Raw genomic sequence first — 23,890 nt, 5'->3', positions numbered from 1 at the left:
AGGCGGCGGTGCGGTCACCCGGCGAGGTCACTGCAGGTCGACCAGACCGCCCAGCCCGCTGATCTGGAGGATGTGCCGGGTCACGCCGCCCTCGGGGGCATGGACGACGAGCCGCCACCCTTCGCCGCGGCCGATGCGCGCGATGGCCAGGACGACCCGGACCGCGGCGCTGCTGAACATCGACACACCGGTCAGGTCCAGCTCCACCCGACCCGTGCCGCCGTGGCTGGCCTCCAGCAGCCGGATGCGCATCTGCTCGGCGCCGATCTCGTCCACCGCGCCGGCGACAACGACGACCGGGCGCGGACCGTCCCGGTCGACCCGCACGGCCGCCGAAGAGGTGCTCGCCGGCACGTCGGGGTCGACGTCGGGACTGCGGCGCAGCCGCAGGCTCAAGGTCACCGTCGTGCCCTCGGCCCGCTCGTCGAGGGTCACGGTGTCGACCAGCTGACGCATGATCAGCAGCCCCCGGCCCCGGTCGCCGGGATCGCGGTCCGGCGGCCGCCAGGTGCCCGCGTCGCGGACGGTGACGGTCAGGACGCCGTCGACGTCGACGTGCGCGGTGACCGACATCGGGCCGGGCTCGGCCCCTCGGTAGGCGTGCTCGGCAGCGTTGGCCGCGGCCTCGCCCACGGCCACCATGACCCCCACCCGGTCCTGCTCACCCATGCCCAGGGCGGTCAGCCAGGCGCCCAGCCGCCGGCGCACCCCGGGCAGCACGGCCGGGGTCGCCACCAGATCCAGGCGCAACGGTTCCAGTCTGGTCTCCCGGCGGTGCGCCACGAGGACGGCGACGTCGTCCGGCCACCCCTGGGGTCGCCGTACGCCCTCCGCGACCGCGGAGGCCAGGCCCGCGGCGGCGTCGGCCTCCAACGCGCCCGGCGCCCCCAGCACCGACCGCGAGACGTCGGCCAGGTGGTTCATCGCCTCGTCCGGCGCTGCCGTGCCTCGGGCGGCGATCGCGCCGTTGGAGAACAGTACGAGCGTCGCCCCCTGCTCGAGGGTCAGCTCGGAGATCTGGGTGGTCGCGCCGGGCAGACTGCCCAGCGGGGGACGGGGGGTGCCGGCCAGGAACGACGTCCGGCCGTCGGCGTGGACGACCAGCGGCGGCGGGTGACCGGCCGCCCCGTAGGTCAGGGTGCCGCTGTGGGCGTCCAGCACCCCGTAGAACACCGACGCTCCCTCGACGTCGTCCATCTCCACGGCGAAGGCGTCGAGCGCGTCGAGGACCGCCCGCGGCGAGGGGTCCCGCAGGACCGTCGACCGCATCGCGCCCCGCAGCCGGCTCATGGCGCCCGCCGCCGGGACCCCGTGCCCGACGGCGTCGCCGACGACCAGGGCGACCCTTCCGGCGCCCAGCGGCACCGCGTCGTACCAGTCCCCACCGGCCGCATGGGCCGCCGAGGCGCGGTGATAGCTCCCGGACAGGCGCAGGTCCGGCAGCATCGGCAGGGACGGGGGCAGGAGGGAGAGCTGGGCCTGCTCCACGACGTCGACCGCCTTCGACCAGCGTGCGCCGTCGGACTCCGCGCCGTCGGTCTCCAGGACCAACAGCACCCCGGGGCTGTCGCCGACGCGCATCGGCCGCGCCACCGCGGTCGCCGAGGCCCCGCCGTCGAGGGCGCCGCGCACGGTCTCGGATCGACCGGTGTGCAGCACGTCGTCGACGAGGTCGGCGACGGGACGCCCGTCGACGACCGGGAAGGCGCTCCGGTTGGTGCCCACCGACCGTGCCCGCGCGTTCGCCCAGACCGGCTCCCGCGCCGACGTGAAGAAGTAGATGGCCGCAGGCGCGGACTCCAGGGCCGACACGAGGACGGCGTCGTCCCCGGCGGGGCCGGGTGACTCGGGGTCGGAGCTGGCGTTCATCTGGAGCCAGCCAATACCAGCAGGCCGGGCACGGCAACCGCACCGCGGGACGCCACCCGGAGGTGTCAGTGGCACGTTTCGGACCGCGTTCGTCCGGGGTAGTCGACAGCGGTTGGGCGGTCCGCGAACGGAAGCGGGGCCCCGCACCCGGCCTCTCGACGGGGGCAGGTCAGGATGAACCGTCGCGACTCGAACCACGAGCGCGCCGGGAACGAAGGAGCGGACGACGCATGGTCGACTCGAGGGGCGCCCTCGCACAGGACGGGCGACGGGCTGAGCGGCTGGAGCTGCGGGTTCCGAACACCGCGACCCAGCTTCCGGCGGTACGCGCGATGGCCGGTGACCTGGCGATCAGGATGGACTACGACCTGGACTCGGTCGAAGACCTGCGACTGGCCGTCGACGAGGCGTGCGCGACGCTCGCGCAGATCGCGGCCGGCGATGCACCGCTCACGGTGATCTTCGAGACGACCCGCGCCGGGCTGCACATCGAGGCCTGGGTGCCGACCACCGAAGGAACCGACGTTCCGCGTGACGGCTTCGGGTGGGCCATCCTCGCCACCCTGGTGGACGCGGTCGACGCGCGCCGCGCGACGCAGGCCGAGGTGCCCGGCGGGGACGGGTCGACCGGTCCGGTCGGCCTCATCGCGATGGACAAGTACCTGCCGGGGCACGGGCCGACCGGCGCCGGGAACGAAGCCGGGCAGAACCTCTCGGTGGCCCGGTGAGCCGGTCGCCGGCCACGGACGAGACACCCGTCGTGGGCACTCCTCTGCCCGACCAGAGGTCCGCCACGACGCCGGGATCAGCGGAGGACGCCATCGCCACGCCGGACACTCCCGCAGAGACCCCGGACGCCCCCGAGGCCGAGGCCGACGCGCCGCCGATCTCGGACAACCGCCGACGCGCCCAGCGGACCGCGCCCCTGTTCGCGGAGCTCGCGACGCTGGAGAAGGACGACCCGCGCCGCGAGCGACTGCGCGAGATCCTGGTCGAGGAGCATCTTCCCCTCGTCCGGCACTTCGCCCGCCGGTTCAGCAATCGCGGGGAGCCGTTCGACGACCTGCTGCAGGTCGGCACCCTGGGGCTCATCGCGGCCATCGACCGGTTCGACCCGACGCGCGGCGTGGAGTTCCTGTCCTTCGCCGTCCCGACGATCACCGGCGAGATCAAGCGGCACTTCCGCGACCAGGGCTGGTCGGTGCGCGTGCCGCGCCGCTTGCAGGAGCTGCACCTGTCGCTGAACGCCGCGGTCGGTGAGCTGGCGCAGAAGAACGGGCGGGCGCCGACGCCGTCCGAGCTGGCCGCCCACCTGGGCATCCCGCGGGCGGAGGTGCTCGAGGGGCTGGCCGTGGCCAACGCCTACCGCAGCAGCTCGCTGGACGAGCGGCTCTCGGGCGAGGACGACTCCCCCACCCTCGCCGCGACCCTGGGTGAGGAGGACGCCGCGCTCGAGGGCGTGGAGTACCGGGAGTCCCTGCAGCCGCTGCTGGCCACGATCCCCGCCCGCGAGCGCCGCATCCTCATCCTGCGGTTCTTCGGCAACATGACCCAGTCGCAGATCGCCGCCGACATCGGCATCTCGCAGATGCACGTGTCCCGGCTGCTCAGCCAGACGCTGGCCAAGCTCCGCGAAGGCCTGCTCAAGGACTGACGGAGGGGACTTTCTGTACAGAAAGTCCCCTCCGCGGCTCAGGCCTGGGGCTGGCCGGGGCCGATCTGCGGGGTGTCCTGAACCTCTTCCTTGGCCTGGGCGAGTGAGGGCATGGCCGGCGGCGGCGCGTCGGCGATGCTGGTCAGCTCGATGTGCGCCTCGCGCTGGTCGGCCGCGGGCGGCAGCTGCGACTCGAACCAGTCGCTCGTGTCGATCTCCGGCGTCGTCTTCGCGGCACCGTTGGCCGCCGCCCCGACGTCCATCCACGACTTCCCACCCTCGGCGCCGCCGAGGTTCGCCAGGCCCTCGAGCGCCTTGCTGAACTCGCTGGGGACGATCCACATCTTGTTGGCGTCGCCCTGCGCGATCTTCGGCAGCGTCTGCAGGTACTGGTAGGCGAGCAGGCCCTGGTCGGGCTTGCCGTCGTGGATCGCCTGGAACACGGTCTCGATCGACTTGGCCTGCCCCTGCGCCTGCAGGAAGAGGGCCGCGCGCTCACCCTCGGCGCGCAGGATCCGGCTCTGCCGCTCGGCCTCCGCCTCGAGGATCGCCGACTGCTTCTTGCCCTCGGCCGACAGGATGGCGGCGGCCTTCTGCCCTTCGGCGGTGGTGATCGCCGACTGCCGAGCGCCCTCGGCGGTCAGGATGATGGCGCGCTTGTCGCGGTCGGCGCGCATCTGCTTCTCCATGGAGTCGCGGATGGACGCCGGCGGGTCGATCGCCTTGATCTCGACGCGCGCCACCCGCAGGCCCCACGGCCCGGTCGTGCCGTCGAGGACCTCGCGCAGCTGGCTGTTGATGCCGTCGCGACCGGTCAGCGCACCCTCGAGGTTGAGGCCACCGACCACGTTGCGCAGCGTCGTGGTGGTCAGCTGCTCCATACCGGTGATGTAGTTCGCGATCCCGTAGACCGCCAGCCGCGGGTCGGTCACCTGGAAGTACAGGACGGTGTCGATGCCGACCTGGAGGTTGTCCGACGTGATGACCGGCTGCGGCGGGAAGGAGATGACCTGCTCGCGCAGGTCGATGGTGGCCCGCACCCGGTCGACGAACGGCACCAGGATGGACAGACCGGGCGAGAGCGTGCGGCTGTAGCGGCCGAGGCGTTCGATCACCTTGGCCTGCGCCTGCGGAACGATGGTCACGCTCTTGGCCAGCACGATGATCACGAACAGCGCCACGACGATCAGCGCGATGAGTGCGGGTGTCACGGGGTTCCTCCCTGAGTGTCAGCCCTGATCGTGCCCCGGCCGGTCCGCAATCGTCAGTACCCGGGCCGGGTATTCACTCCAGCGCGTCGCCGACCACGGCCGTGGCGCCGTCGACCTGCAGGATGCGCACCATCTCGCCGACGGCGAACGTCTCGCCGGAGTGCTGGCTGCGCGCGGTCCACTCGTCGGCCCCCATCCGGATCCGACCCCCGGAGACGTCGATCTCGCGGGTCACCTTGGCCGTGCGGCCGATGAGGCTGTCGACGCCGTCCAGCTGGAGCGGCGTCCGCTCCAGGAGATGCCGCTGGGCGACGGGCCGCACGAGCGCGAGCAGCACCCCGGAGATCACGATGAACGCGATCATCTGCAGCACGGTCGCCCCGCCCACGAGGGCGACGGTCATGCCCCCGAGGGCGCCGCCGGCGAACATGAGCAGCACGAGATCGAGACTCGCGATCTCACCCGCCGCGAACAGCCCTCCGGCGATCAGCCAGAGCAACCATGCCGCCATGGCTCCGAGTGTTCCAGACCACGTCCCCGGTGAGGGCCCGTCGCTCCGTACCGTCACCGTCCTGAAACAGTCGGGCCCCCGACGTAGCCTCGCTGGGTGCACGACTTCCCCGCCGGACGCTTCGCGGTCTGGGCCACGGCCTGGCTGACCGGGCGCGCCTCCTACGACGTCGCCCTCGACGCCCTCGCCGGCGACACCGCGCACCGTGTCTCGGGCCTCCCCGGCAGCGACGAGGCGGTGCCGCTGGGCTGGGCGCTGACGGCGTTGCGCGGCCTGGGCGAACACCGGTTCCGGCTGGTCCTGCCGGTGGCCGGCGACGTCCGGGGGCTTCCCGCGGTCCCGGGGCTGGCTGCCCAGGCACTCGAGTCCGGCCAGGCCGCCGTCGGCCAACGGCTCGCGCTGGTGCCGGAGGCACTCGGACCGGAGGTGGTGCAGTGGACGGCGTTCGCGCTGGACGGCGCACCGCCGGTGGCCCCGCCGGTGGAGGGCTCGCTGCGCGCGCTGTCCGGATCGCTCGACCTGGCCGTGGGCGAGGCCGCACGCACCCTCGCCGGGCTCGACGTCGCCCGCTGGAACCCGGAGGTGCCGTCGCTGCTGGCCGGCCTCGGGAAGACGGCGCCGGCACCGCCGCTCCCCGACGACCACGAGCCGCTCGCGGTGTCCGTCCTCGGTCGCGCCCAGCGGCTGGCCGCCGTCCTCGATCTCGCGATGGCCGACGCGCCGGGCGGCGCGGTCAACCACGCGCAGGCGGCACGCCGGGACGACGCCCTGCGGCCGCTGTCAGCCGCGGTCCGGGAGGCCGTCGCGGCCGCGTTCAACTGGGTGCCCCGCTAACCGGCCGGCGACGCCAACGCGCTTCTGGGGCGTTTTTCCCGCATCTGGAGTCGTGCCCGACCCCTGGAGCGTGCACGACACCCCAGGAGCGAACCCGTCAGGCCGCCGGCCGGCTCGGCCTGGCCACGAAACAGCAGGACGCGGGGCAGTTCGTGCCCAGGCGAGGGAGCCCCCCGGCGCGGCGCTCCTCCAGCAGCTCCCGGATCGCCGCGACGAACGCCGGATGGGTGCCGGCCGTGGCGGCCCGGGCGAAGGCGAGCCCGAGCTCGGCGGCGGTCTCCCTCGCCTCGTTGTCGAGGTCCCAGATCACCTCGAGGTGGTCACTGATGAACCCGACCGGGAACACCACGACGGCCGTCTCCCCCGCCGCGGCCAGCGCCCGCAGGTGGTCGTTGACGTCCGGCTCCAGCCACGGGACGGACGGCGGCCCGCTGCGGCTCTGCCACACGAGGTCGAACCCGCGGCCCGGGGCGGCCTCGGCGACGACCCGCTCCGTCGCCGCGGTCAGCTCCGCCTCGTAGGCGTGGCCCTGCGGACCGGCGACGGCGGACATCGACTCGGGGATGCTGTGCGCCGTCGCGACCAGCCGTGCGGTGTCGCGGACCCCCTGGGGCAGCGAGGCGATCGCCGCGGCGAGCGCGTCGGCGTTGGCCTGCACGAAGCCGGGTGCGTCGAAGTAGTGCGGCAGCTTCTCCGCGGTCGGGCCGCCGCCGTACGACGCGCGGGCCCGGGCGATGTCCTCGTGGTACTGCCGGCAGCCGGAGAACGACGCGTAGGCCGAGGTGGCGAAGACGTACACGTGCTCGATGCCGTCGCCGGCCATCTGCCGCCAGACGTCCTCGACGTAGGGCGCCCAGTTGCGGTTGCCCCAGTAGATCGGCAGGTCGATGCCGGCGGCGGCGAACTCCTTCTCGAGTGCGCCGATGAGGGCCTTGTTCTGGTCGTTGATCGGGCTGACGCCGCCGAAGTGGTGATAGTGCTCGGCGACGGCCTCGAGCCGCTCCCGCGGGATCCCACGGCCCCGGGTCACGTTCTGGAGGAACGGCATCACGTCGGCGGGCCCCTCCGGCCCGCCGAAGGACAGCACGAGCAGCGCCTCCCGACGCCCGGCGGGGGCCGGCTGTGCCGGGGGCTCGGCGCCGCCGTTGTTGCGGACGGCGAGGCTCGGCTCCTCGTCGGGCCGCTGACCCGCGTAGATGTCGACGTCGGACGCCAACGGCATGGCCATACCGCCTTAGACGCCTACGGCGTGGAAGCCACCGTCGACGTGCACGATCTCGCCGGTGGTCGCGGGGAACCAGTCCGACAGCAGCGCGACGACGGCCTTGCCGGCGGGCTCGGTGTCGGTGACCGACCAGCCGAGCGGGGCCCGGCCCTCCCATGCCTCCTCGAACTGGACGCTGCCCGGGATCGACTTCATGGCCATGCTGCGCAGTGGGCCGGCGGCGACGATGTTGGACCGGATGCCCTCGGGGCCGAGCTCGCGGGCGACGTACCGGCTCACCGACTCCAGGGCAGCCTTGGCCGCGCCCATCCAGCCGTAGACCGGCCAGGCGACGGACGCGTCGAACGTGAGCCCGACGATCGACGAGGGGTTGGCCAGCAGGGGCCGACAGGCCTGCGCCAGCGAGGCGTAGGACCAGGACGACACCTGGAAGGCCGTCGCCGCGTGCTCCCAGGCGACCTCCGGGAAGCCCTCACCCATGGCCTCCTGGGGCGCGAACCCGATCGAGTGCACGACGCCGTCGAGGGTGTCGAAGCCCTGCTCGCGCAGCCGTTCGGCCAGCGACGACAGGTGCTCGGTGTTGGTGACGTCCAGCTCGACGACGGCGGCCTCCTGCGGCAGCCGCTTGGCGATCCGCTGGCACAGCGACAGCGCGCGTCCGAAGTTGGACAGCACCAGGGTGGCGCCCTGCTCCTGGGCCAGCCGGGCGGTGGCGAAGGCGATCGACGCCTCCGTCAGCACCCCGGTCACCAACACGTTCTTGCCCGCCAGGATCCCGTCAATGCCGCTCATCAGTGACCCATCCCCAGTCCGCCGTCGACCGGGACGACCGCCCCGGTGATGTACCCCGCCGCGTCGCTGGCCAGGAAGCGCACGACGCCGGCGATCTCGTCCGCCGACGCGTACCGGCCCAGCGGCACCTGCCCCAGGATCTCCTGCTGCCGCTTCTCGGGCAGCTCCGCGGTCATGTCGGTCTCGACGAATCCCGGCGCGACGACGTTCGCGGTGATGTTGCGGCTGCCCAGCTCGCGGGCGATCGAGCGGGCCAGGCCGACGAGGCCCGACTTGCTCGCCGCGTAGTTCGCCTGACCGGCGGAGCCGAGCAGCCCGACGACCGACGACACGAAGATCATCCGGCCCGAGCGGGCGCGGACCATCTTCGCGCTGGCCCGCTTGGCGACCCGGTACGCAGCGGTGAGGTTCGCGTCGACGACGTCGGTGAAGTCCTCTTCCTTCATCCGCATGAGCAGGCCGTCCCGGGTGATGCCGGCGTTGCTCACGAGCACCTCGACCGGGCCCTGGTGCTCCTCGACCTCGCTGAACGCGCGGTCGACGGCGGCGGCGTCGGTGACGTCGCACTGCACGCCGAACAACCCGTCGGGGGCGCCGCTGCCGCGGTGTGTCACCGCGACCGAGTCGCCGTTCTCGGCGAACGAACGCGCGATGGCGAGGCCGATGCCCCGGTTACCGCCGGTCACGAGCACCGATCTGCTCACGTGCCACTCCCCTGCGCCGGCCGCTGCTTCCTCCGCCGAACCTAGTGGGTGGGCGCAGGTCACACCCGGCGGCGGTCGCACGGGCAGATGCGGCCGGGCCTCAGCCGGTCAGGTTGCGTCCGCAGGTCGGCCAGGCGCCCTTCCCCTGAGCGGCCAGGACCTTCTCCGCAATGGCGATCTGCTGGCTCTTCGCGGCCAGGTCGGCCCGCGGCGCGTACGCGCCGCCGCCGAAGGCGAGCCACGTGGACGACGAGAACTGCAGGCCGCCGTAGTAGCCGTTGCCGGTGTTGATGCTCCAGTTGCCGCCCGACTCGCACTGCGCGACGGCGTCCCAGTCGTTGCCGCTGCTGACCGGAGCCGGCGGCGGAGCGGGAGCCGGCGCGCCGGGCGGCGCCTTCACCGGTGGTGCGACCGGTGCCTTCACCGGCGTCGCGGCCGCGCGCCGCTGCTGCTGCAGCGCGACGACCGTCGCCCGCGCCTGCTCGAGCTGGGCCTGCATGCTGCTCTGCCGGCCGCGCAGGTCGGTCATCTGCCGCTGCGCGTCGGCCTGGACCGACTCCGCCGCGGCCAGCGCCGCCTCGGCCGCCTGTCGTGAGCGGTCGGCGTCGGCGACCGCCGCCTGCGCCGCGGACTGCAGCGCTTCGGCCTGCTGCTGGGCGACGCCGACCACGGTCAGGACGGCGGAGCGGTGGTCGCCGGCCGCGTCGAGCAGCGCCGCCCGCTCGATCAGCTGCGTCGGGCTCTCCGCGGTGACCAGGCTCTTCAGCAGCGAGGAGGTGGAGCCCGCCATGTAGCTGTCCCGGGCGAACCGGGCGAGGGCACCCCGAGCGTCCGCGACGTCCGACCGGGCCTGCTGGGCGGCGAGGTCCGCCGCCGCGGCGTCCGCCTGCGCCCGGACGAGCGCCTGCTGCTGCCGCTCGGACTCGGCGTGCGCCTGCGCGGCACGCGCGGCGGCGTCGTCGACGGCGGTCCGGGCCGTCCCCATGTCGACCAGCATCCGGGTCACCTGCGCAGCGGCGTCGGCGGCCGCCTGCTCGGCCGCACTCACCTGCCCGTCCGAGGGCGCCGCGGACGCCGTCCCGGGGATGGCGGCGAGACAGAGGGCAGCAGCGACCCCGACTCCCCACCTGCGCACGTCCCGATCCCTCCCGCCACGGCAGAACACTCCGACATGTCTACATCGACCGACGGGTGCGGTTTGTTGAGACGGAAGCGACGCCCGTGGTGCGGAAGGGGATGATGCGCGGGTGTGCACGGTGCTGGTTCGCTGGTCCGCGGGCCGGCCCGCGCAGATCCTGGCGTTGCGCGACGAGCTGACCACGCGGGAGTTCGACGAACCCGGGCGGTGGTGGCCCGATCTCCCGGGCGTGGTGGGTGGCCGGGATCGCGTCGCCGGCGGCACGTGGTGCGCGACCGGCATCGGGACGGGGACGACGGCCCTGGTGCTCAATCGTCCCGAGAAGCGGCTGGGTGACCCCGGTGCGCCGAGCCGCGGGGTGCTGCCGCTCCTCGCCGTCCGGCACGGCCACGACTGGGCCCGCCACCTCGACCCGGCCGGCATGGCCTCGTTCGCGCTGGTCCTCGTCGGGCCCGACGGCCTGACCACCTGGCAGTTCGACGGCGAACGGCTCGCGTCGACCGAGCACCCGGAGGGCACCCACATGGTGACCTCCGGCGGGACGGAGGATCGCAAGGCCGACCGGTGGCTCGCGGGTTTCGCGGACGGCGCCTTCCCGGACGACTGGCGCACGCTGGTCGAGAGCGCCCCGCCCGCCGACGACGCCGCCGCGCTCGTGGTCCGGCACGAGCAGGACGGATTGGTCTACGCCACCGTGTTCGGGCAGCTCATCGAGGCGGTGCCCGGACGGCTGCGGTGCGAGTACAGCCGTCGTCCCTGGGCACCCGAGTCGTGGACCACGGTCGTCCTGGACTGACCCTCAGCGCAGGGGCGCGCCGGCACCGGCCTCCTGCATCGCCGCCTCACCGGCTCCCCCGAGCCCCTCCTCGGCCTCCCGCACCAGCGAGCGGTGCACCGGAGGGGTGCCCTTCCCGCGCAGCCAGGAGAACACGGCGGCCACGAAGCACAAGCCCGCCGCCATGGCGAAGGCGAGGTGCAGCCCGTCGCCGAACGGGCCGGAGATGAGGTGCGGGAAGAAACCGCGTCCGGTCAGCTCCGAGTACTGCGCGGCCGTGACGTGTGCCGCCGACGCCGACGGCAGCAGCTGCTGGATCGGGTTGAACCCCAGGAAGGAGGCGAACAGCAGCCCGATCGGGGGCAGCCCCGACAGGGCGTGCGCCTGCGCGGCGGGCACACCGTGCGCGGCGAGCCCGGAGGCCAGGGCGCTCGGCAGGGAGCCGGCCAGCCCGAGGGTGATGATCGTGAAGAAGACGCCGATCGAGAGCACCGCGGCGCTGTTCTGGAAGGTGTTCAGCATGCCGGCGCCGCCACCGCGCTGATCGACCGGCAGCGAGTTCATGACGCTGGAGGTGTTGGGCGCCATGAACATGCCGATCGACAGCCCGACGAGGAACAGCAGCACCGCGAAGGGAACGTAGGAGAAGTCCATCGGCAGCAGGTCGAACAGCAGGAAGACGACGCCGCTGAGCAGGGCGCCGGCCGTGGCGAAGGGACGCGCCCCGAACCGGTCGGCCAGCCGGCCCGAGACGGGCCCCGCCAGCAGGGACCCGATGGTCAGGGGCACCAGGTAGATGCCGGCCCACAGCGGGGTGCGCTCGAAGCTGTACCCGTGCTGGGGCAGCCAGATGCCCTGCAGCCAGATGATCAGCATGAACTGCAGGCCACCGCGGGCCAGCGCGGTCAGCAGCGCCGACAGGTTGCCCATCGTGAAGGGCCGGCTGCGGAACAGGTCGAGCCGGAACATCGGCTCGGGCACCTTCAGCTCGACGAGCACGAAGACCGCGAGGACGACGACGCCGCCCACGAGGCAGACGAGCACGAACGGCCGCGTCCAGCCCATCGTGTGCCCGCCGTAGGGGTTCAGCCCGTAGACGATCCCGGTCAGGATGCCGACGAGCCCGAGGGCGAAGAGCAGGTTGCCGGTCCAGTCGATGCGGCTCTTCCGCCGGACGCCGTTGTCGCGCAGCTTGAGGTAGGACCACACGGTGCCGAACGCGCCGATCGGCGCGGAGACGACGAAGACCAGGTGCCACTCGATCGGCGCCAGGACGCCGCCCAGGATCAGGCCGATGAACGAGCCGCCGATCGCGGCGACGCCGTTGATACCGAGGGCCAGGCCGCGCTCGTTCTGCGGGAACGCGTCGGTGAGGATGGCCGAGGAATTGGCGAACAGGAACGCGCCTCCCACGCCCTGGCCGAGCCGCATGACGATGATCCACAGCGCCGCGGCGGAGCCGGTCATCCAGGTGACCGAGAGCAGGATCGAGAAGATCGTGAAGATGGCGAAGCCGAGGTTGAACATCTTCACCCGGCCGCACATGTCGCCGATGCGTCCCAGGCTGACCACCAGGACGCTCGTGACGAGCATGAAGCCCATCAGGATCCACAGGAAGTAGGACGTGTTCCCCGGCGCGAGGGGATCGAGCTCGATCCCCCGGAAGATGTCCGGCAGCGCGATCAACAGGATCGAGCTGTTGATGGTCGCCATGAGGATGCCGAGCGTCGTGTTCGACAGGGCGATCCACTTGTAGTGCAGGGCGGGCCGGGTCTCGGTCGTCGTCATTCCAGGCCTCTCGGTACCGCGCGTTCGTCGAGGGCAGCCTATAGTTGCACGAAGCAACCGACACCGCGGAACGTGCCAGGGGCGACGCATGTCACATCCGGCGGTGCGCGCCCGGGTAAGACCACCCGCCCGGACCACGCCAACCAGGCATGGGACACACCACGGCCTTCGTGCTGTCCGGCGGAGGCAGCCTCGGCGCCGTCCAGGTGGGCATGCTCCGGGCGCTGGCCGAGCGGGGCGTCGCGCCGGACCTGCTCGTGGGCACATCCGCCGGCGCCCTCAACGCCGTCTTCGTCGCCGCCCACGGCACGGGGCCGGCGTCCCTGGACGCCCTGGCCGCCACCTGGGCCGGGCTGCGCCGCGACGACGTCTTCCCGCTCCGCGCGCCCCAGATGGTCCTCGCGCTGGCCGGCGCGCGGGACGCGCTCTGCGCCGGATCGGGGCTCGAACGCCTGGTGCGCCGGCACGTCCCGTTCGACCGGCTCGAGGCCGCGCCCGTCCCGGTGCACCTGGTCACGACCGACCTGCTGTCCGGTGAGGAGGTGCTGCTCTCCGACGGGGACGTCGTCAGCGCGGTGCTGGCCAGCAGCGCGATCCCGGCCGTCCTCCCCCCGGTGCGGCGGAACGGCCGCACCCTCGTCGACGGTGGCCTCGCCAACAACGCGGCCATCTCGCAGGCGATCGCGCTCGGCGCCGACCGCATCTACGTGCTGCCCACGGGGTACGCCTGCGCGCTGCCCGCTCCCCCGACACGGCCGCTCGCCGTCGCCGTCCAGGCGCTGAGCCTGCTCGTGCAGCGGCGGCTGGTCGCCGACGTCGCGCTGTACGCCGACCAGGTCGACCTCGTCGTCCTGCCGCCGCTGTGCCCGCTGCAGATCTCGGCGGTCGACTTCCGGCACGCCGCCGAGCTGTCCCGGCGGGCGCACGACTCGGCGGCACGCTGGCTGGACAGCGGCGCTGCCTACCGCCCGCGGCCGGAACGGGTCCTCGGCATGCACGGCCACCAGGACGGCGCCGACATCCCGGCGTGAGCTGCCTCAGCCGGCGGCGAGGCGGTGCAGGGCGCCCGCCGGGTCGACTCCCCGGTCGCCGGCGGCCAGCAGGAGCAGCGTCGTCGCCTCGTCGGCGCACGCCGAGCAGCCGGCGAGATGGGCGGGCATCGACGACAACTCCTCGGCAGGTCCCGGCACGTCGGACAGCAGCGCCTCCACGTAGCGGTCGACGAGCCGGAAGCAGTCGTCGCAGGACAGCCAGGGGCCCGGGTCGACGGTGAGCCGGCGGACGGCGTCGGTCAGCAGCGGTCGGTCGGCAGCGGTCATCGGGTCTCTCCCGGGGCAGGCGTCAGGTAGCCCTCGAGGGCCAGGTGGGCGCGCAGGCGGCTGCGCGCGTCGTGCAAGGTCTTGTAGAGGGCGTTGCGGTTGGTGCCCAGGCGCTCGGCCAACACGTCGATCGGCACCTCGTCGACGATCAGGGCGAGCGCGATGCGGCGCTGGTGCGGGGTGAGCACGCGGTCGATCGCATGCCGGACGGCCGTCGCCAGCTCGGCGCCCTCGGCGTACTGGTCGGGTGAGGGCCGCGGCTCGACCAGCGGCGGGGCGACGTCCAGCGGGACCTCCCGGCGCGACCATGCCTGGCGGCGCAGTTCGACGGCGGCCTGCAGGACGGCGAACTTGTAGGCCCAGGTGGTGAATCGGCTGCGGCCCTCGAACGTGCCGAGCTTGCCGAGCACGGCGACCATCGCCTCGTCGGCCGCCAGCGTGATGACGTCCTCCACCTGCGCCGCGCCGACCAGGGCGCGCAGGGACGACATGCGCGACACCTGGAACCTGGCGCCGCGCAGCAGGAGCGCGTGCAGCCGCCGCAGGGCGTCGTCCCGCACCGGTCCGTCGCTGGTGAGCTCCGCGATCCAGTCCTCGCCGGGCGGGGGCGCCCCGGCCCGGCGAGCGGCTGTCTGATCCGGGCTGACCTCGGTCACGGCCGGCCCTCGGTGCCGTCGATGGGCGCCAGGATACGAGCGGCGAGCTCCGGCGGGCAGCCCCGATCGAGCAGGGCGAGCAGGGCGTGCAGGTCGACCCCGGGGGTGGCGGCGAGTTCCAGGGCCAGACGAAGGGGGAAGCCGGCGTCGACGAGGCGGCGCAGCCGCCAGGCCTCGACGTCGGTGCTCGGCACGGGGGCGCGTGTCCCGGTCCCGCTTCCCGGTGGGACGACGGAGTGCTGGGTCATGACCGTTTGTGTCGTCCGGCCCGCATCTCTTACCGATCCGCCGGTAAGAGATGCGGCCGGGCGGACGCACATGGGACATCCACTCCTCTCCTCCCCCGGAGCACGCCATGACCGTGTCGATGCATCTCGGACATCTCCCCGTCCGCGTCCACGAAGTGCATGTCGACGAGCAGCCAGGCGCCGACCCGCGGGTCTACGCCTGGCAGCGGGCCGGGGCGGTGGGCGTCGGGCTGGTCCTGCTGGTCTTCGGCCTGCTCGGCGCCACCGGCGGGGTGGGCTTCCTCGCCACGCACGGCGAGCGCCACCTGGGCATGTCGTCCAACGGGCTGCTGTCGGTGCTGTCGCTGGTCGTGGCCGCCGTCCTGCTGAGCGCGGCGTTCCGCGGGCCCCGGACGGCGTCGACGGTCATGATCGTCCTGGGCGTGCTCTTCCTGGCCTCCGCGGTGGTCAACCTGGCGCTGTTGCGGACGACGTTCAACGTCCTGGCGTTCCGGATGAGCAACGTCGTGTTCTCCGACGTCGTCGGGCTGCTCCTGCTCTGCCTCGGCGCGTACGGCCGGATCAGCGGCAACCTGCCGGACAGCAGCCCGTACGCCCATCCGCACCCGTTCGCCGACGAACCGCCGGACCTCCCGTCCACGCCCGAGGAGTTCGCCGCCGAGGCCGCGATGCGCGACGCCGAGATCGCCGTCGTCCAGCACAGAGCGACCGAGGACCAGCGCCGGCGCGTGCAGGCCATGGCCGCGGTGCACACGCGCGACGGTCGCCGTCGGATCTGGATGGACTACGACGCCGTCCGTTGAGCGAGCAGGTACTCCCGGAGCGCGACCGCGTTGTTGTGCTCGGTGTCGCGGGAGCTGAAGAGCAGGACGACGTCGCCCGCTGCCACCGCGCCGGCGAGCGGCCGCCAGGCCTCCGGCCGGTCGTCGAGCTCGGCGGCGTAACGCCGGCGGAACTCGCCCCACTTGTCGGGATCGTGGCCGAACCACTTCCGCAGTTCGGTGCTGGGGCCGACGGCGGGCAGCCACTCCACCCCGGCCAGGGCGTCGCGCCGGACGCCGCGCGGCCACAGCCGTTCGACGAGGAAGCTCTGCCCGTGCGGCGCCGGGCCGGCGTCGTAGACGCGAGCCAGCGAGATCAGTCCCACGACGCCCTCCGCCGCTCGAGAGGCGCGGCCGCCGGGGCATCCGCCCCCGCGACCTCCCGACGCCCGGCACGGACCCCCACGGTCGGGATCAGCGACCTCGGAGGCACGAGGACAGCCGGACAGTGCGCCCGCAGGACGACGGCGCCGCCCACGGAACCCGACGCTCCCGGCCGGAGCCCGCGAGTCCGGGCGCCGACGACGACGAGGGAGGCCCCTTCCGACGCTGCGACCAGTGCCCGCGCCGGGTCACCGCCTACCGCCTGAGCCTCCACCGGCACGTCGGCGAACTGGTCGCGCCCGTGCGCCAGCACCCGCTCGAGCAGGAGCCGGGCGTGGCCCGGCAGGTCCGACCCGGCGACGCGCACCGCCGTCAGACCGAGGCCACGTTGGGCCGCCGCACGGAAGGCGAAGGTCAGCGCCGCACGGCCCTGCCCGCTGTCCTCCACACCGACGACCACCCGAGGTGAGGCACCGGCCGACAGCCCGCGCAGCAGGTGGCCGACGACGACCACCGGACAGCTTGCCCGGCCGGCGACCCGGGTGCAGACCGGAGTGTGCAGCGGCCCGACCCGCCACTGGTCTCCAGCCGAAGGGCCGCCCAGGACGAGGAGCTGGGCTCCTCGGCTCCGGGCGGTGAGCAGCGCAACGGGAGGCCCGACGACCGACTGCGCGCGGATCTCCAGGTCCGAGGCGACCGCGCGCGCTCGGCGCACCGCGAGCTGGAGCGCATCCTCGGCGAGCGCGCGGTCGGACCAGCAGTCGCCCACCGGCACCAGCCCGGACAGGTCGAGCGCCCAGTGCGGGCGCAGCACGTGCACGATCAGCAGCGCGGCACCCCGGGCAGCGGCCTCGGCCGCGGCCCACTCGACGGGACGGCCATCGGAATTCCCGCCCACCGCGACGACCACGGGGCCGTCCTGCCCGTAGTTCGGCATGTCGTCATCTCCTGCGCGTACACGCCGGCCGCGGCGTTGACAGAAGTATCGTAACACGATAGAAAGGGGACGTGGCAAGGCCTGAGGTGGGCACCGTCCCGGCGCTCGACGGCGCCGCGGCGGGGGCGGTGACCCCGCTGAGCAAGGACGACTTCGAGGCCCTGGCGCGGTTCCGCTTCGGTATCCGTCGCTACCTGCGCTTCAGCGAGGAGACCGTGCGCAAGCACGGCGTCACCCCGCAGCAGTACCAGCTGATGCTCGCGTTGAAGGGGTTTCCCGGACGCGACTGGGCGGTCGTGCGAGAGATCGCCGAGCGACTGCAACTGCGCCACCACAGCGTCGTCGAACTGATCGACCGGGCGCAGGCTCAGGGGCTCGTCCGGCGGACGACGGATCCCGACGACGGCCGGGCGGTCCGCGTGGTCCTCACCGATCAGGGCGAACAACTCCTCGGTCAGCTCAGCGCGCTGCACCGCGACGAGCTGCGTCGGATGGACTCGGTCCTCGCCCTTCCCCACTGGCACGAAGAGGGCGTGGCGCAGCCCCCCGACCGGAGCGACCAGCGCGCCTGAGTCCCTAGGGAGACAGAGAGATGCGGCACCGGAGGCACGACCCCGGCCGGGTGCGGAGCCCGGACTGGACCTACAGCGAGACGGTCGATGTCGAGGAATGCGCGATCCAGGTCCACGGACGGGTGGACGGGCTCGGTGTCGATCTGCTCCGCGGGACCATCGAGGAGCTCAGCCGGAAAGGCGATCAGGACATCACCGTCACGATCCCGCACCCCGACGCCGTCGACGCGTTCGCCCGGCAGGTGCTCGCCGAGGTGGCCGCGCGGCTCGCCCAGCGTCACGTGCGTCTGACGATCCGGTGGTCGGACGCGGATCCGGCGGCGCCCTCCGAGCTGTCCGGCAGCGGCTGAGCGCCCCCGGGTGATGCCTCGGGTCAGCGCCGCCGGACGGCCGCGGCCAGCTCGGCCAGCATCGCCTCGGTCGTCGGGAGGTCGACGCAGGCATCGGTGACGCTCTTGCCGTACTCCAGCGACTCGGGATGCCCCTGGTCGAGGTCCTGCCGGCCGGCGACGAGATTGCTCTCGATCATGACGCCGCGGATGGCGCGCTCGCCCCGGCCGATCTGACCGGCCAGGTCGCGGACGACGTCGATCTGGCGCAGGTGGTTCTTCTGGCTGTTGCCGTGCGAGGCGTCGACCACGACCACCTCGGGCAGCCCGCGGTCACCGAGCAACCGCTTCGTCTCGGCGATGTGGGCGGCGGAGTAGTTGGGTCCGTTCCGGTCGCCGCGCAGGATCACGTGGCCGGTGTCGTTGCCGGTCGTCGACAGCTGGGCGCTGACCCCGTGCTGGTCGACCCCGAGGAACTCGTGCGGGGCGCGCGCCGTCCGCACGGCCTGGATGGCGGCCTCGATGCTCCCCTCCGGGGAGTTCTTGAACCCGATCACCGACGAGAAGCCGGACACCCGCTCGCGCGCGGTCTGATCGGTGACGTTCCGGGCGCCGACCCCGTTGTAGGTGACCAGCCCGTTGACGTACTGCGGAGTAAGGGCGTTCAGCGGCTCGGCCGCCACCGGGACGCCCAGGTCGGTGATGGCGCACATGAGCATCCGGGTGGCGACGAGCCCGACGCTGATCCGGCTGGAACCGTCGAGGAACGGGTCGTACGCGAACCCCTTCCAGTCGACCTCGGTCCGCGGCTTCTCGGTGTAGGTCCGCATCAGGATCTCGAGGTCGTCGCCGTGCCGCTCGCGCATCCGGGCGATGAAGCCGGCGTACTCCAGCGCGGCGGCCGGGTCGTGGATCGAGCAGGGGCCGGCGATGACGATCAGGCGGTCGCCGGCACCGGTCACGATGTCGGTGACGGCGCGGCGGCCGGCCCGCGTCGTCGCGGCGGACGCCTCCGACAACGGGACGACGGTCGCGACCGCCGCCGGCGTGACGACGACGCTCATGCCGGTGATCCGGACGTTCACCAGATCGCCCAGCTCGACGGCCGCCCCCGGGTCGACCCCGAGCGAGCGCTGCACGGCGGGCAGCAGGTCCGCGTGCGTCGCATCGATCTGCGCGTTGACCCGCGTCTGGACCTCGAGCAGGGCGTCGGCGATCCGGGCCGCGGTTTCCAGGATCGGGTCAGCCGGAATGGGTTGCTCCTGTGTCGTTCCACGGCGGTCGGCTGTCCGACCCGCCCGGCGACAGCCAACCACAGTGACGCACGCGACAGGCGGCGTGGGAGTGACGACGGCGGACCCCTGCACCACCTCGGGACGATGACCCCCACGAGCGCGCACGTCGCTCCACGGGGGAGCGACCTCGATGCCACCACTGATCGGTTCGACGAAAGAGGCCCCGATGACCTGTCCGCTCCGTCGTCCGACAGCCCTGCGTCCCGGATGAGCGTCGCCGCCGACCACCGCACCGTCAATCTCTGGCCGCTGAACGCTCCGCCGGTGAGCCGCGGGCCCGCGCGCTCTCACAGGGACCCGGCAGCCGACGCACTGGCGGCCATCACGTCCCGGTACCGGCGCGGCCGGGCCGGGATCATCGCCGGAAACGCGTCCCCGCCGGCTGCGCCCGCTCATCTCCCCACGATGCCGGTCGCCCTGCTCCCCCGGGCCGCTCTGCCGGCAGTCCCCCAGTCGCTCCCGGCCGCGCCCGCCCCCACGTTCTGGTCGCGACTCGTGCCCGCGCGGCGGCCCGCCCCACGGGGACGGCATTTCCCGAAGGGCTGAACGCGGCGGCGCGTCAGCCGCCGGGATCCCCCGTGCCGGCGGGTTCAGCAGCGCGGGATGACCGGGTTCTCGGGCCCGCCGTCCTCGCCCCAGCGCAGCCAGCTCCGCAGGGCCGGCGAGACCCGCTGGGCACTCGGGGAACTGGGAGCCGGGGACTCGCCCCGTGCCGCTCGGCGACCGGCGCCGGCCGAGGCGTTCCGGCCGTCCTCGGAGCGCGCGTGCGTCAGGTAGTGCTGCACGGGCGCGACGTCTGCGATCCGCCTCCGGGCGGCGACGTCGTGCCGCGCCTCCCACTCGCAGGCCAGCTTCTCCGCGACCGACATGGGCGGCGGATCGGCAGGAGCCCGCCGAGGACGCTCCCCTGGCGTGCGCGGTTCCTGTGCCGGTGTGGGCCCTGGAGCTGACATGGGCCTGGTCTCCCTCCGGGAGTGGTACGGGACGTCGTCCCCCGCGGCCCGATCGTCCCCCCAGTGGACCGGCCCGCGCCAGCCCTCCGGCCGCCTTCCCAGGGCATTGGCAGCAAGCTCCCAGATGCGGCGACGTCGACCTGTCCGCCGGTGGCGAACCGGGCTTGCCCCCGTGGTTCCTCGGGGCGAGTCTGCGCAGATGCCGCAGCAGCTCGACGTCACGGTCGACGGCGTCACGCTCGGCGTGCGGACCTGGCCCACCGGCGAGGCGGCCCGGCGACCGGTGGTGCTCCTGCCCGCGACGGGTGACACGGCCGCGGACTGGGACGTCGTCGCATCCCGTCTGCAGTCGTCGAGGACCGTCTACGCGGTCGACCTCCGGGGGCACGGTTCCAGCGACTGGCCGGGCCGGTATTCGATCCAGGCGATGGCGGACGACGTGACCGGTGTGCTCGGGCAACTCGGCGGCGGGCCGGTCGACCTGGTCGGCCACTCGCTGGGCGGCCTCGTGGCCTGCGCGGTCGCGTCGGCGAATCCGGAGCTGGTGCGCCGTCTCGTGCTGGAGGACGTCGGGGTCCCGCACGCCCGCACCGCCGCGCCGCCGTCGCGGCCGCCGGGCGACCTGCCCTTCGACTGGCGGGTGGTCGAGCAGGTGCGACCGGAGATCGACACTCCCGACCCGCGATGGAGTGCGGTCGCGGCTGCGATCTCCGCTCCCACCCTCGTGATCGCCGGAGGCGCGAGCAGTCCGGTGCCGCAGGAACACGTCGCCGAGCTGGTCGGCCTCCTGCGCGATGGTCGGATCGTTCCCGTCGACGCCGGCCATCTGGTGCACGAGAGCCGGCCGGACGAGTTCACCCATCACCTGCTGACGTTCCTGGACGCGTGATGACGCCCGCGTCGGCCGTGGCGGAGCGGAGGCCGAAGCCGAACCGGAAGAGCGGGACCGCGGCGTCCGGGCACTCCCCTGCCCCATGCCTACGCCTGAGGCGGCTCCGGGAGTCCTTCCGCCAGCAGCTCCGCCGAGTGCATCGCCGTTCGTCCGCCGGAGTTCCCCTGCTCGATCTGGGTGCGGCAGCTGAACCCGTCGGCCAGGACGACGACGCCGTCGTCCGCCGCTCGGATCTCCGGCAGCAGAACCCGCTCGGCGCAGGCCATGGAGACGTCGTAGTGCCCGGCCTCGAACCCGAAGTTGCCGGCCAGCCCGCAGCATCCCGAGTCGAGCACCCGCAGGTCGACGTCGGCTCGCGCCAGCAGCTCGCGGTCGTCGTCGATGCCCATCACGGCGTGCTGGTGGCAGTGGGTCTGCATCACGGCCCGCCGTCCGGACCGGGGCGGCTCCCAGCCAGGCGTGTGCTCCACCAGGAGCTCGGCGAGGGTCACGGTCTGGCCGCGGAGCCGCTCGACGTCCGGGTCACCGGGAAAGAGCTCGGCGGCGTCGGACCGGAAGACGGCGGTGCAGGACGGCTCCAGACCGAGCACCCGGGTGCCGGCGCGCAACTTGGGTGCCAGCACCCGCACGGTGCGGCGCAGCATCCGCTCGGCGATGCCGAGTTGGCCGGTCGAGATCCAGGTGAGACCGCAGCAGACCGCCGTCCGCGGGACGACCGGCCGCCAGCCGGCGTCCTCGAGCAGGCGGACCGCCGCCGCGCCGATGTGCGGCGCGAAGGAGTTGGTGAACGTGTCCGGCCACAGCACCACCTCGCCCCGCCGTCCGCTGCCCCGCGGGCCGCGGGCGGCGTACCAGGAGACGAAGTCCTGCGCGGCGAAGCGGGGAATCGTGCGCTGGGGCGCGATCCCACCGGCTGCCTTGGCGACCCGGGCAAGGCCGGGTGCGGAGGTGAGCGCGTTGACGACGCCCGGCGCACGTCGCCCGGCGCGGGCCAGCACGGGCAGCCAGCCCATCGAGTAATGGGCCCGCGGCCTCAGCCGGCCGGCGTAGTGGTGGGACAGGAACTCGGCCTTGTAGGTCGCCATGTCGACGCCCACGGGACAGTCGGACTTGCAGCCCTTGCACGCGAGGCAGAGATCGAGGGCGTCCCGGACGGCGGTGGAGCGCCAGCCGTCGCTGATCGGCGAGTCGGGATGCCCCTCGAGCATCTCGAACAGCAGCCGCGCGCGGCCCCGGGTGGAGTGCCCCTCCTCGCGGGTCACCATGTAGGACGGGCACATCACCCCGCCCTCGGACCGGCGGCACTGCCCGACGCCGACGCAGCGCTGCACGGCCCGGTCGAAGCGGCCGTCGTCGTCCGGATAGCCGAAGCGGGTGCGTACCCGGCGCGGTTCGTAGTCGGCACCGAGCAGCAGGTCGTCGTCCAGCGGTAGGGCGTCCACGACCTTGCCGGGGTTCATGCGGTTGCCGGGGTCGAGGATCGCCTTGAACTCGCCGAAGGCGTGCACGAGGTCGTCGCCGAACATCCGGGGCAGCAACTCCCCGCGGGCCTGGCCGTCGCCGTGCTCTCCGGACAGCGAGCCGCCATGCCGCACGACGAGGTCCGCCGCACGTTCCATGAACCGCCGGAAGTCGGCGACGCCGCGCGCGGTGAGCAGGTCGAACGGGATGCGCGCGTGCACGCAGCCCTGCCCGAAGTGGCCGTACACGGACGTCGAGCCGTAGCCGAACTCGTCGAAGAGCCGCTTCAGGTCGTGCAGGTAGTCCCCGAGCCGCGCGGGGTCGACCGCCGAGTCCTCCCATCCGGGCCAGCCGTCCGGCCGGCCGGGCGCACGCGCCGCCGCGGCGAGAGCCGCCTCTCGTACCTCCCACAGCTGCCGCTGCTGCTCCTCGTCGCAGAGAACGGTCACGGTCGGTGCCTCGGTGCGATGCCGGACGCCGTCGGCGAACCGCTCGGCCCGGGCCCGCGCCTCGCCGGCCTCCGCGCCGCCGAACTGCACCAGGAGCCACCCGCGGGGACCGGCGGGCAGCAGCTCCAGAGCCTCGGGGTGCTTGTGGCCGGCGCGCACCGCGTCGACCATCTCGGTGTCGAATCCCTCGAGGGCGATCGGCTGCTCCGGCACGATCGTCGGCACGTCGCGCGCCGCGGCCACGACGTCCGGGTAGCCGAGCAGCACCAGGGCGCGCGCCGGAACGACCGGAACCAGGCGCAGCGTCGCGGCAAGGACGACGACGCACGTCCCCTCCGAGCCGACGAGTGCGCCCGCGAGGTCGAACCCGTGCTCGGGCAGCAGCGAGTCGAGGTTGTAGCCGGAGACCCGCCGCGGGATCTCCGGGTACCGGCGGCGGACCTCCTCGCCGTACCGATCGCGCAATGCCCTCAGTTGCCGGTACACCTCCGCCGGCCGTCCGCCTGCCCGCACGAGCGCCGCGTACTCGGCGTCGGCGGTCGGCCCCACCTGCATCCGCGTGCCGTCGTAGAGCAGCACGTCGAGCCCCACGACGTTGTCGACGGTCTTGCCGGTGCGCTGCGCGGTCGCACCACACGAGTTGTTGCCGATCATCCCGCCCAGCGTGCAGCGGCTGTGCGTCGCCGGCTCCGGCCCGAACTCCAGCCCGTACGGCGCCAGTTGACCGTTGAGGTCGTCGAGCACGATGCCGGGCTCGACGACGCAGGTGCGCGCCTCGGGGTCGACCGAGATCAGCCGGTTGCAGTACTTGGAGAAGTCGAGGACGACGGCAGCGTTGGTGCACTCCCCCGCGAGGCTGGTGCCACCGCCGCGGCTGAGCAGCGGCGCCCCGTGCTCGCGGCAGACGCCCACCGCCTCGACCGCGGCCGCGATGCTGCGCGGGACGACGACCCCGATGGGCGTCTGGCGATAGTTGGAGGCGTCCGTCGAGTACGCCGCCCGGGAACCGGCGTCGAAGCGCACCTCGCCGTCGACCCGGGCCCGGAGCGCGCGTTCCAGCGCTCCCCCGTCGACCGATCGACCCGCTGCCCCGGAGCGGACGACGGGCGAGGGAAGCAGGATGCGCGCCATGA

At 73.4% G+C, this 23,890-nt stretch carries 25 protein-coding genes; 9 read left to right on the top strand and 16 right to left on the bottom strand.

Annotation, left to right across the window (positions count from 1 at the left end):
- Positions 1 to 27: 27 nt before the first annotated feature.
- Positions 28 to 1,869 (bottom strand): SpoIIE family protein phosphatase, encoded by a 1,842-nt coding sequence (locus tag AC2H4J_RS19405; RefSeq protein WP_487466539.1) that lies wholly within the window; start codon positions 1,867 to 1,869, stop codon positions 28 to 30.
- Positions 1,870 to 2,099: 230 nt separating this feature from the next.
- Between AC2H4J_RS19405 and AC2H4J_RS19400 the strand changes: the two genes are divergently transcribed.
- The gene (locus tag AC2H4J_RS19400; protein ID WP_487466538.1) at positions 2,100 to 2,597 is read left to right on the top strand and encodes an ATP-binding protein; all 498 of its coding nucleotides are present in this window, start codon (positions 2,100 to 2,102) and stop codon (positions 2,595 to 2,597) included.
- 32 nt (positions 2,598 to 2,629) lie between these two features.
- Positions 2,630 to 3,523, top strand: a complete 894-nt coding sequence (locus AC2H4J_RS19395) for an RNA polymerase sigma factor SigF (RefSeq protein WP_487466537.1) — start codon at positions 2,630 to 2,632, stop codon at positions 3,521 to 3,523.
- Positions 3,524 to 3,561: 38 nt separating this feature from the next.
- Here the strand turns inward: AC2H4J_RS19395 and AC2H4J_RS19390 are convergent, their stop codons facing one another.
- Together AC2H4J_RS19390 and AC2H4J_RS19385 are read right to left on the bottom strand one after the other, a co-directional pair.
- Positions 3,562 to 4,734 carry an SPFH domain-containing protein gene (locus AC2H4J_RS19390; protein ID WP_487466536.1) on the bottom strand — a complete coding sequence of 391 codons (1,173 nt, stop codon included), beginning with the start codon at positions 4,732 to 4,734 and terminating at the stop codon, positions 3,562 to 3,564.
- 73 nt (positions 4,735 to 4,807) lie between these two features.
- On the bottom strand, positions 4,808 to 5,245 hold the full coding sequence (locus tag AC2H4J_RS19385) for an NfeD family protein (RefSeq protein ID WP_487466535.1): 438 nt from the start codon (positions 5,243 to 5,245) through the stop codon (positions 4,808 to 4,810).
- A gap of 96 nt (positions 5,246 to 5,341) precedes the next feature.
- On the opposite strand from AC2H4J_RS19385, the gene AC2H4J_RS19380 reads away from it, so the two are divergent.
- Entirely contained in the window at positions 5,342 to 6,079 is a 738-nt protein-coding gene (locus tag AC2H4J_RS19380) for a hypothetical protein (RefSeq protein ID WP_487466534.1), read from the top strand.
- 97 nt (positions 6,080 to 6,176) lie between these two features.
- Here AC2H4J_RS19380 and AC2H4J_RS19375 read toward each other — a convergent pair whose 3' ends face one another.
- The 4 genes from AC2H4J_RS19375 to AC2H4J_RS19360 all read right to left on the bottom strand — a co-directional run bounded on the left by AC2H4J_RS19375 (position 6,177) and on the right by AC2H4J_RS19360 (position 9,935).
- Positions 6,177 to 7,301 carry a ferrochelatase gene (locus AC2H4J_RS19375; protein WP_487466533.1) on the bottom strand — a complete coding sequence of 375 codons (1,125 nt, stop codon included), beginning with the start codon at positions 7,299 to 7,301 and terminating at the stop codon, positions 6,177 to 6,179.
- A gap of 12 nt (positions 7,302 to 7,313) precedes the next feature.
- On the bottom strand, positions 7,314 to 8,096 hold the full coding sequence (gene fabI, locus AC2H4J_RS19370; protein ID WP_487466532.1) for an enoyl-ACP reductase FabI: 783 nt from the start codon (positions 8,094 to 8,096) through the stop codon (positions 7,314 to 7,316).
- On the bottom strand, positions 8,096 to 8,800 hold the full coding sequence (fabG, locus tag AC2H4J_RS19365) for a 3-oxoacyl-ACP reductase FabG (RefSeq protein ID WP_487466531.1): 705 nt from the start codon (positions 8,798 to 8,800) through the stop codon (positions 8,096 to 8,098). The genes fabI and fabG overlap by 1 nt, the downstream gene beginning before the upstream one ends.
- 100 nt (positions 8,801 to 8,900) lie before the next feature.
- Positions 8,901 to 9,935, bottom strand: coding sequence for a transglycosylase family protein (locus tag AC2H4J_RS19360; RefSeq protein ID WP_487466530.1), 1,035 nt, complete (start codon positions 9,933 to 9,935; stop codon positions 8,901 to 8,903).
- 112 nt (positions 9,936 to 10,047) lie between these two features.
- Between AC2H4J_RS19360 and AC2H4J_RS19355 the strand changes: the two genes are divergently transcribed.
- The gene (locus AC2H4J_RS19355) at positions 10,048 to 10,734 is read left to right on the top strand and encodes an NRDE family protein (protein WP_487466529.1); all 687 of its coding nucleotides are present in this window, start codon (positions 10,048 to 10,050) and stop codon (positions 10,732 to 10,734) included.
- A 3-nt stretch (positions 10,735 to 10,737) separates the two neighbouring features.
- On the opposite strand, the gene AC2H4J_RS19350 is transcribed toward AC2H4J_RS19355, so the two are convergent.
- Positions 10,738 to 12,501: an MFS transporter gene (locus AC2H4J_RS19350; protein WP_487466528.1), complete on the bottom strand. Its 1,764-nt coding sequence runs from the start codon at positions 12,499 to 12,501 to the stop codon at positions 10,738 to 10,740.
- A gap of 149 nt (positions 12,502 to 12,650) precedes the next feature.
- Between AC2H4J_RS19350 and AC2H4J_RS19345 the strand changes: the two genes are divergently transcribed.
- Positions 12,651 to 13,532 carry a patatin-like phospholipase family protein gene (locus AC2H4J_RS19345; protein ID WP_487466527.1) on the top strand — a complete coding sequence of 294 codons (882 nt, stop codon included), beginning with the start codon at positions 12,651 to 12,653 and terminating at the stop codon, positions 13,530 to 13,532.
- 6 nt (positions 13,533 to 13,538) lie between these two features.
- On the opposite strand, the gene AC2H4J_RS19340 is transcribed toward AC2H4J_RS19345, so the two are convergent.
- The 3 genes from AC2H4J_RS19340 to AC2H4J_RS19330 are packed head-to-tail and all read right to left on the bottom strand — an operon-like array spanning position 13,539 to position 14,724.
- Complete coding sequence (locus AC2H4J_RS19340; RefSeq protein ID WP_487466526.1) at positions 13,539 to 13,820, bottom strand: hypothetical protein; 282 nt, start codon at positions 13,818 to 13,820, stop codon at positions 13,539 to 13,541.
- Positions 13,817 to 14,476, bottom strand: a complete 660-nt coding sequence (locus tag AC2H4J_RS19335) for an RNA polymerase sigma factor (RefSeq protein ID WP_487466525.1) — start codon at positions 14,474 to 14,476, stop codon at positions 13,817 to 13,819. The genes AC2H4J_RS19340 and AC2H4J_RS19335 overlap by 4 nt, the downstream gene beginning before the upstream one ends.
- Complete coding sequence (locus tag AC2H4J_RS19330; protein WP_487466524.1) at positions 14,473 to 14,724, bottom strand: hypothetical protein; 252 nt, start codon at positions 14,722 to 14,724, stop codon at positions 14,473 to 14,475. The genes AC2H4J_RS19335 and AC2H4J_RS19330 overlap by 4 nt, the downstream gene beginning before the upstream one ends.
- 107 nt (positions 14,725 to 14,831) lie before the next feature.
- On the opposite strand from AC2H4J_RS19330, the gene AC2H4J_RS19325 reads away from it, so the two are divergent.
- Entirely contained in the window at positions 14,832 to 15,527 is a 696-nt protein-coding gene (locus AC2H4J_RS19325; protein ID WP_487466523.1) for a DUF4383 domain-containing protein, read from the top strand.
- Here the strand turns inward: AC2H4J_RS19325 and AC2H4J_RS19320 are convergent.
- Together AC2H4J_RS19320 and AC2H4J_RS19315 are read right to left on the bottom strand one after the other, a co-directional pair.
- A complete protein-coding gene (locus tag AC2H4J_RS19320; protein ID WP_487466522.1) occupies positions 15,509 to 15,871 on the bottom strand; it encodes a DUF488 domain-containing protein in 363 nt (120 codons plus the stop codon). The two genes, AC2H4J_RS19325 and AC2H4J_RS19320, sit on opposite strands and share 19 nt — an antisense overlap.
- Positions 15,862 to 16,806 (bottom strand): universal stress protein, encoded by a 945-nt coding sequence (locus AC2H4J_RS19315; RefSeq protein WP_487466521.1) that lies wholly within the window; start codon positions 16,804 to 16,806, stop codon positions 15,862 to 15,864. Before AC2H4J_RS19315 ends, AC2H4J_RS19320 begins: the two co-directional genes overlap by 10 nt.
- 71 nt (positions 16,807 to 16,877) lie before the next feature.
- Between AC2H4J_RS19315 and AC2H4J_RS19310 the strand changes: the two genes are divergently transcribed.
- Together AC2H4J_RS19310 and AC2H4J_RS19305 are read left to right on the top strand one after the other, a co-directional pair.
- Entirely contained in the window at positions 16,878 to 17,378 is a 501-nt protein-coding gene (locus tag AC2H4J_RS19310; RefSeq protein WP_487466520.1) for a MarR family winged helix-turn-helix transcriptional regulator, read from the top strand.
- A gap of 20 nt (positions 17,379 to 17,398) precedes the next feature.
- Entirely contained in the window at positions 17,399 to 17,728 is a 330-nt protein-coding gene (locus AC2H4J_RS19305; RefSeq protein WP_487466519.1) for a hypothetical protein, read from the top strand.
- A 23-nt stretch (positions 17,729 to 17,751) separates the two neighbouring features.
- Here AC2H4J_RS19305 and AC2H4J_RS19300 read toward each other — a convergent pair whose 3' ends face one another.
- A complete protein-coding gene (locus tag AC2H4J_RS19300) occupies positions 17,752 to 19,023 on the bottom strand; it encodes a 3-deoxy-7-phosphoheptulonate synthase (protein ID WP_487466518.1) in 1,272 nt (423 codons plus the stop codon).
- Positions 19,024 to 19,592: 569 nt separating this feature from the next.
- Positions 19,593 to 19,871: a hypothetical protein gene (locus AC2H4J_RS19295; RefSeq protein ID WP_487466517.1), complete on the bottom strand. Its 279-nt coding sequence runs from the start codon at positions 19,869 to 19,871 to the stop codon at positions 19,593 to 19,595.
- A 283-nt stretch (positions 19,872 to 20,154) separates the two neighbouring features.
- Here AC2H4J_RS19295 and AC2H4J_RS19290 point away from each other — a divergent pair, with 283 nt between their 5' ends.
- The gene (locus AC2H4J_RS19290) at positions 20,155 to 20,844 is read left to right on the top strand and encodes an alpha/beta fold hydrolase (RefSeq protein WP_487466516.1); all 690 of its coding nucleotides are present in this window, start codon (positions 20,155 to 20,157) and stop codon (positions 20,842 to 20,844) included.
- A gap of 89 nt (positions 20,845 to 20,933) precedes the next feature.
- Here AC2H4J_RS19290 and AC2H4J_RS19285 read toward each other — a convergent pair whose 3' ends face one another.
- Positions 20,934 to 23,888: an FAD-binding and (Fe-S)-binding domain-containing protein gene (locus AC2H4J_RS19285; protein ID WP_487466515.1), complete on the bottom strand. Its 2,955-nt coding sequence runs from the start codon at positions 23,886 to 23,888 to the stop codon at positions 20,934 to 20,936.
- Between the last annotated feature and the right edge of the window lie 2 nt (positions 23,889 to 23,890).

Source organism: Blastococcus sp. OS1-29 (assembly GCF_057628075.1).
Note: the sequence above shows the minus strand (reverse complement) of the source record. Positions and strands in the feature narration are given on the sequence as shown.

What these genes read in the sequence shown, in the direction of transcription:
- AC2H4J_RS19405 (WP_487466539.1), bottom strand. Translation starts at nt 1,869, where the DNA reads ATGAACGCCAGCTCCGACCCCGAGTCACCCGGCCCCGCCGGGGACGAC.
- AC2H4J_RS19400 (WP_487466538.1), top strand. Translation starts at nt 2,100, where the DNA reads ATGGTCGACTCGAGGGGCGCCCTCGCACAGGACGGGCGACGGGCTGAG.
- AC2H4J_RS19385 (WP_487466535.1), bottom strand. Translation starts at nt 5,245, where the DNA reads ATGGCGGCATGGTTGCTCTGGCTGATCGCCGGAGGGCTGTTCGCGGCG.
- AC2H4J_RS19375 (WP_487466533.1), bottom strand. Translation starts at nt 7,301, where the DNA reads ATGCCGTTGGCGTCCGACGTCGACATCTACGCGGGTCAGCGGCCCGAC.
- fabI (WP_487466532.1), bottom strand. Translation starts at nt 8,096, where the DNA reads ATGAGCGGCATTGACGGGATCCTGGCGGGCAAGAACGTGTTGGTGACC.
- AC2H4J_RS19350 (WP_487466528.1), bottom strand. Translation starts at nt 12,501, where the DNA reads ATGACGACGACCGAGACCCGGCCCGCCCTGCACTACAAGTGGATCGCC.
- AC2H4J_RS19345 (WP_487466527.1), top strand. Translation starts at nt 12,651, where the DNA reads ATGGGACACACCACGGCCTTCGTGCTGTCCGGCGGAGGCAGCCTCGGC.
- AC2H4J_RS19340 (WP_487466526.1), bottom strand. Translation starts at nt 13,820, where the DNA reads ATGACCGCTGCCGACCGACCGCTGCTGACCGACGCCGTCCGCCGGCTC.
- AC2H4J_RS19330 (WP_487466524.1), bottom strand. Translation starts at nt 14,724, where the DNA reads ATGACCCAGCACTCCGTCGTCCCACCGGGAAGCGGGACCGGGACACGC.
- AC2H4J_RS19325 (WP_487466523.1), top strand. Translation starts at nt 14,832, where the DNA reads ATGACCGTGTCGATGCATCTCGGACATCTCCCCGTCCGCGTCCACGAA.
- AC2H4J_RS19315 (WP_487466521.1), bottom strand. Translation starts at nt 16,806, where the DNA reads ATGCCGAACTACGGGCAGGACGGCCCCGTGGTCGTCGCGGTGGGCGGG.
- AC2H4J_RS19305 (WP_487466519.1), top strand. Translation starts at nt 17,399, where the DNA reads ATGCGGCACCGGAGGCACGACCCCGGCCGGGTGCGGAGCCCGGACTGG.
- AC2H4J_RS19295 (WP_487466517.1), bottom strand. Translation starts at nt 19,871, where the DNA reads ATGTCGGTCGCGGAGAAGCTGGCCTGCGAGTGGGAGGCGCGGCACGAC.
- AC2H4J_RS19290 (WP_487466516.1), top strand. Translation starts at nt 20,155, where the DNA reads ATGCCGCAGCAGCTCGACGTCACGGTCGACGGCGTCACGCTCGGCGTG.
- AC2H4J_RS19285 (WP_487466515.1), bottom strand. Translation starts at nt 23,888, where the DNA reads ATGGCGCGCATCCTGCTTCCCTCGCCCGTCGTCCGCTCCGGGGCAGCG.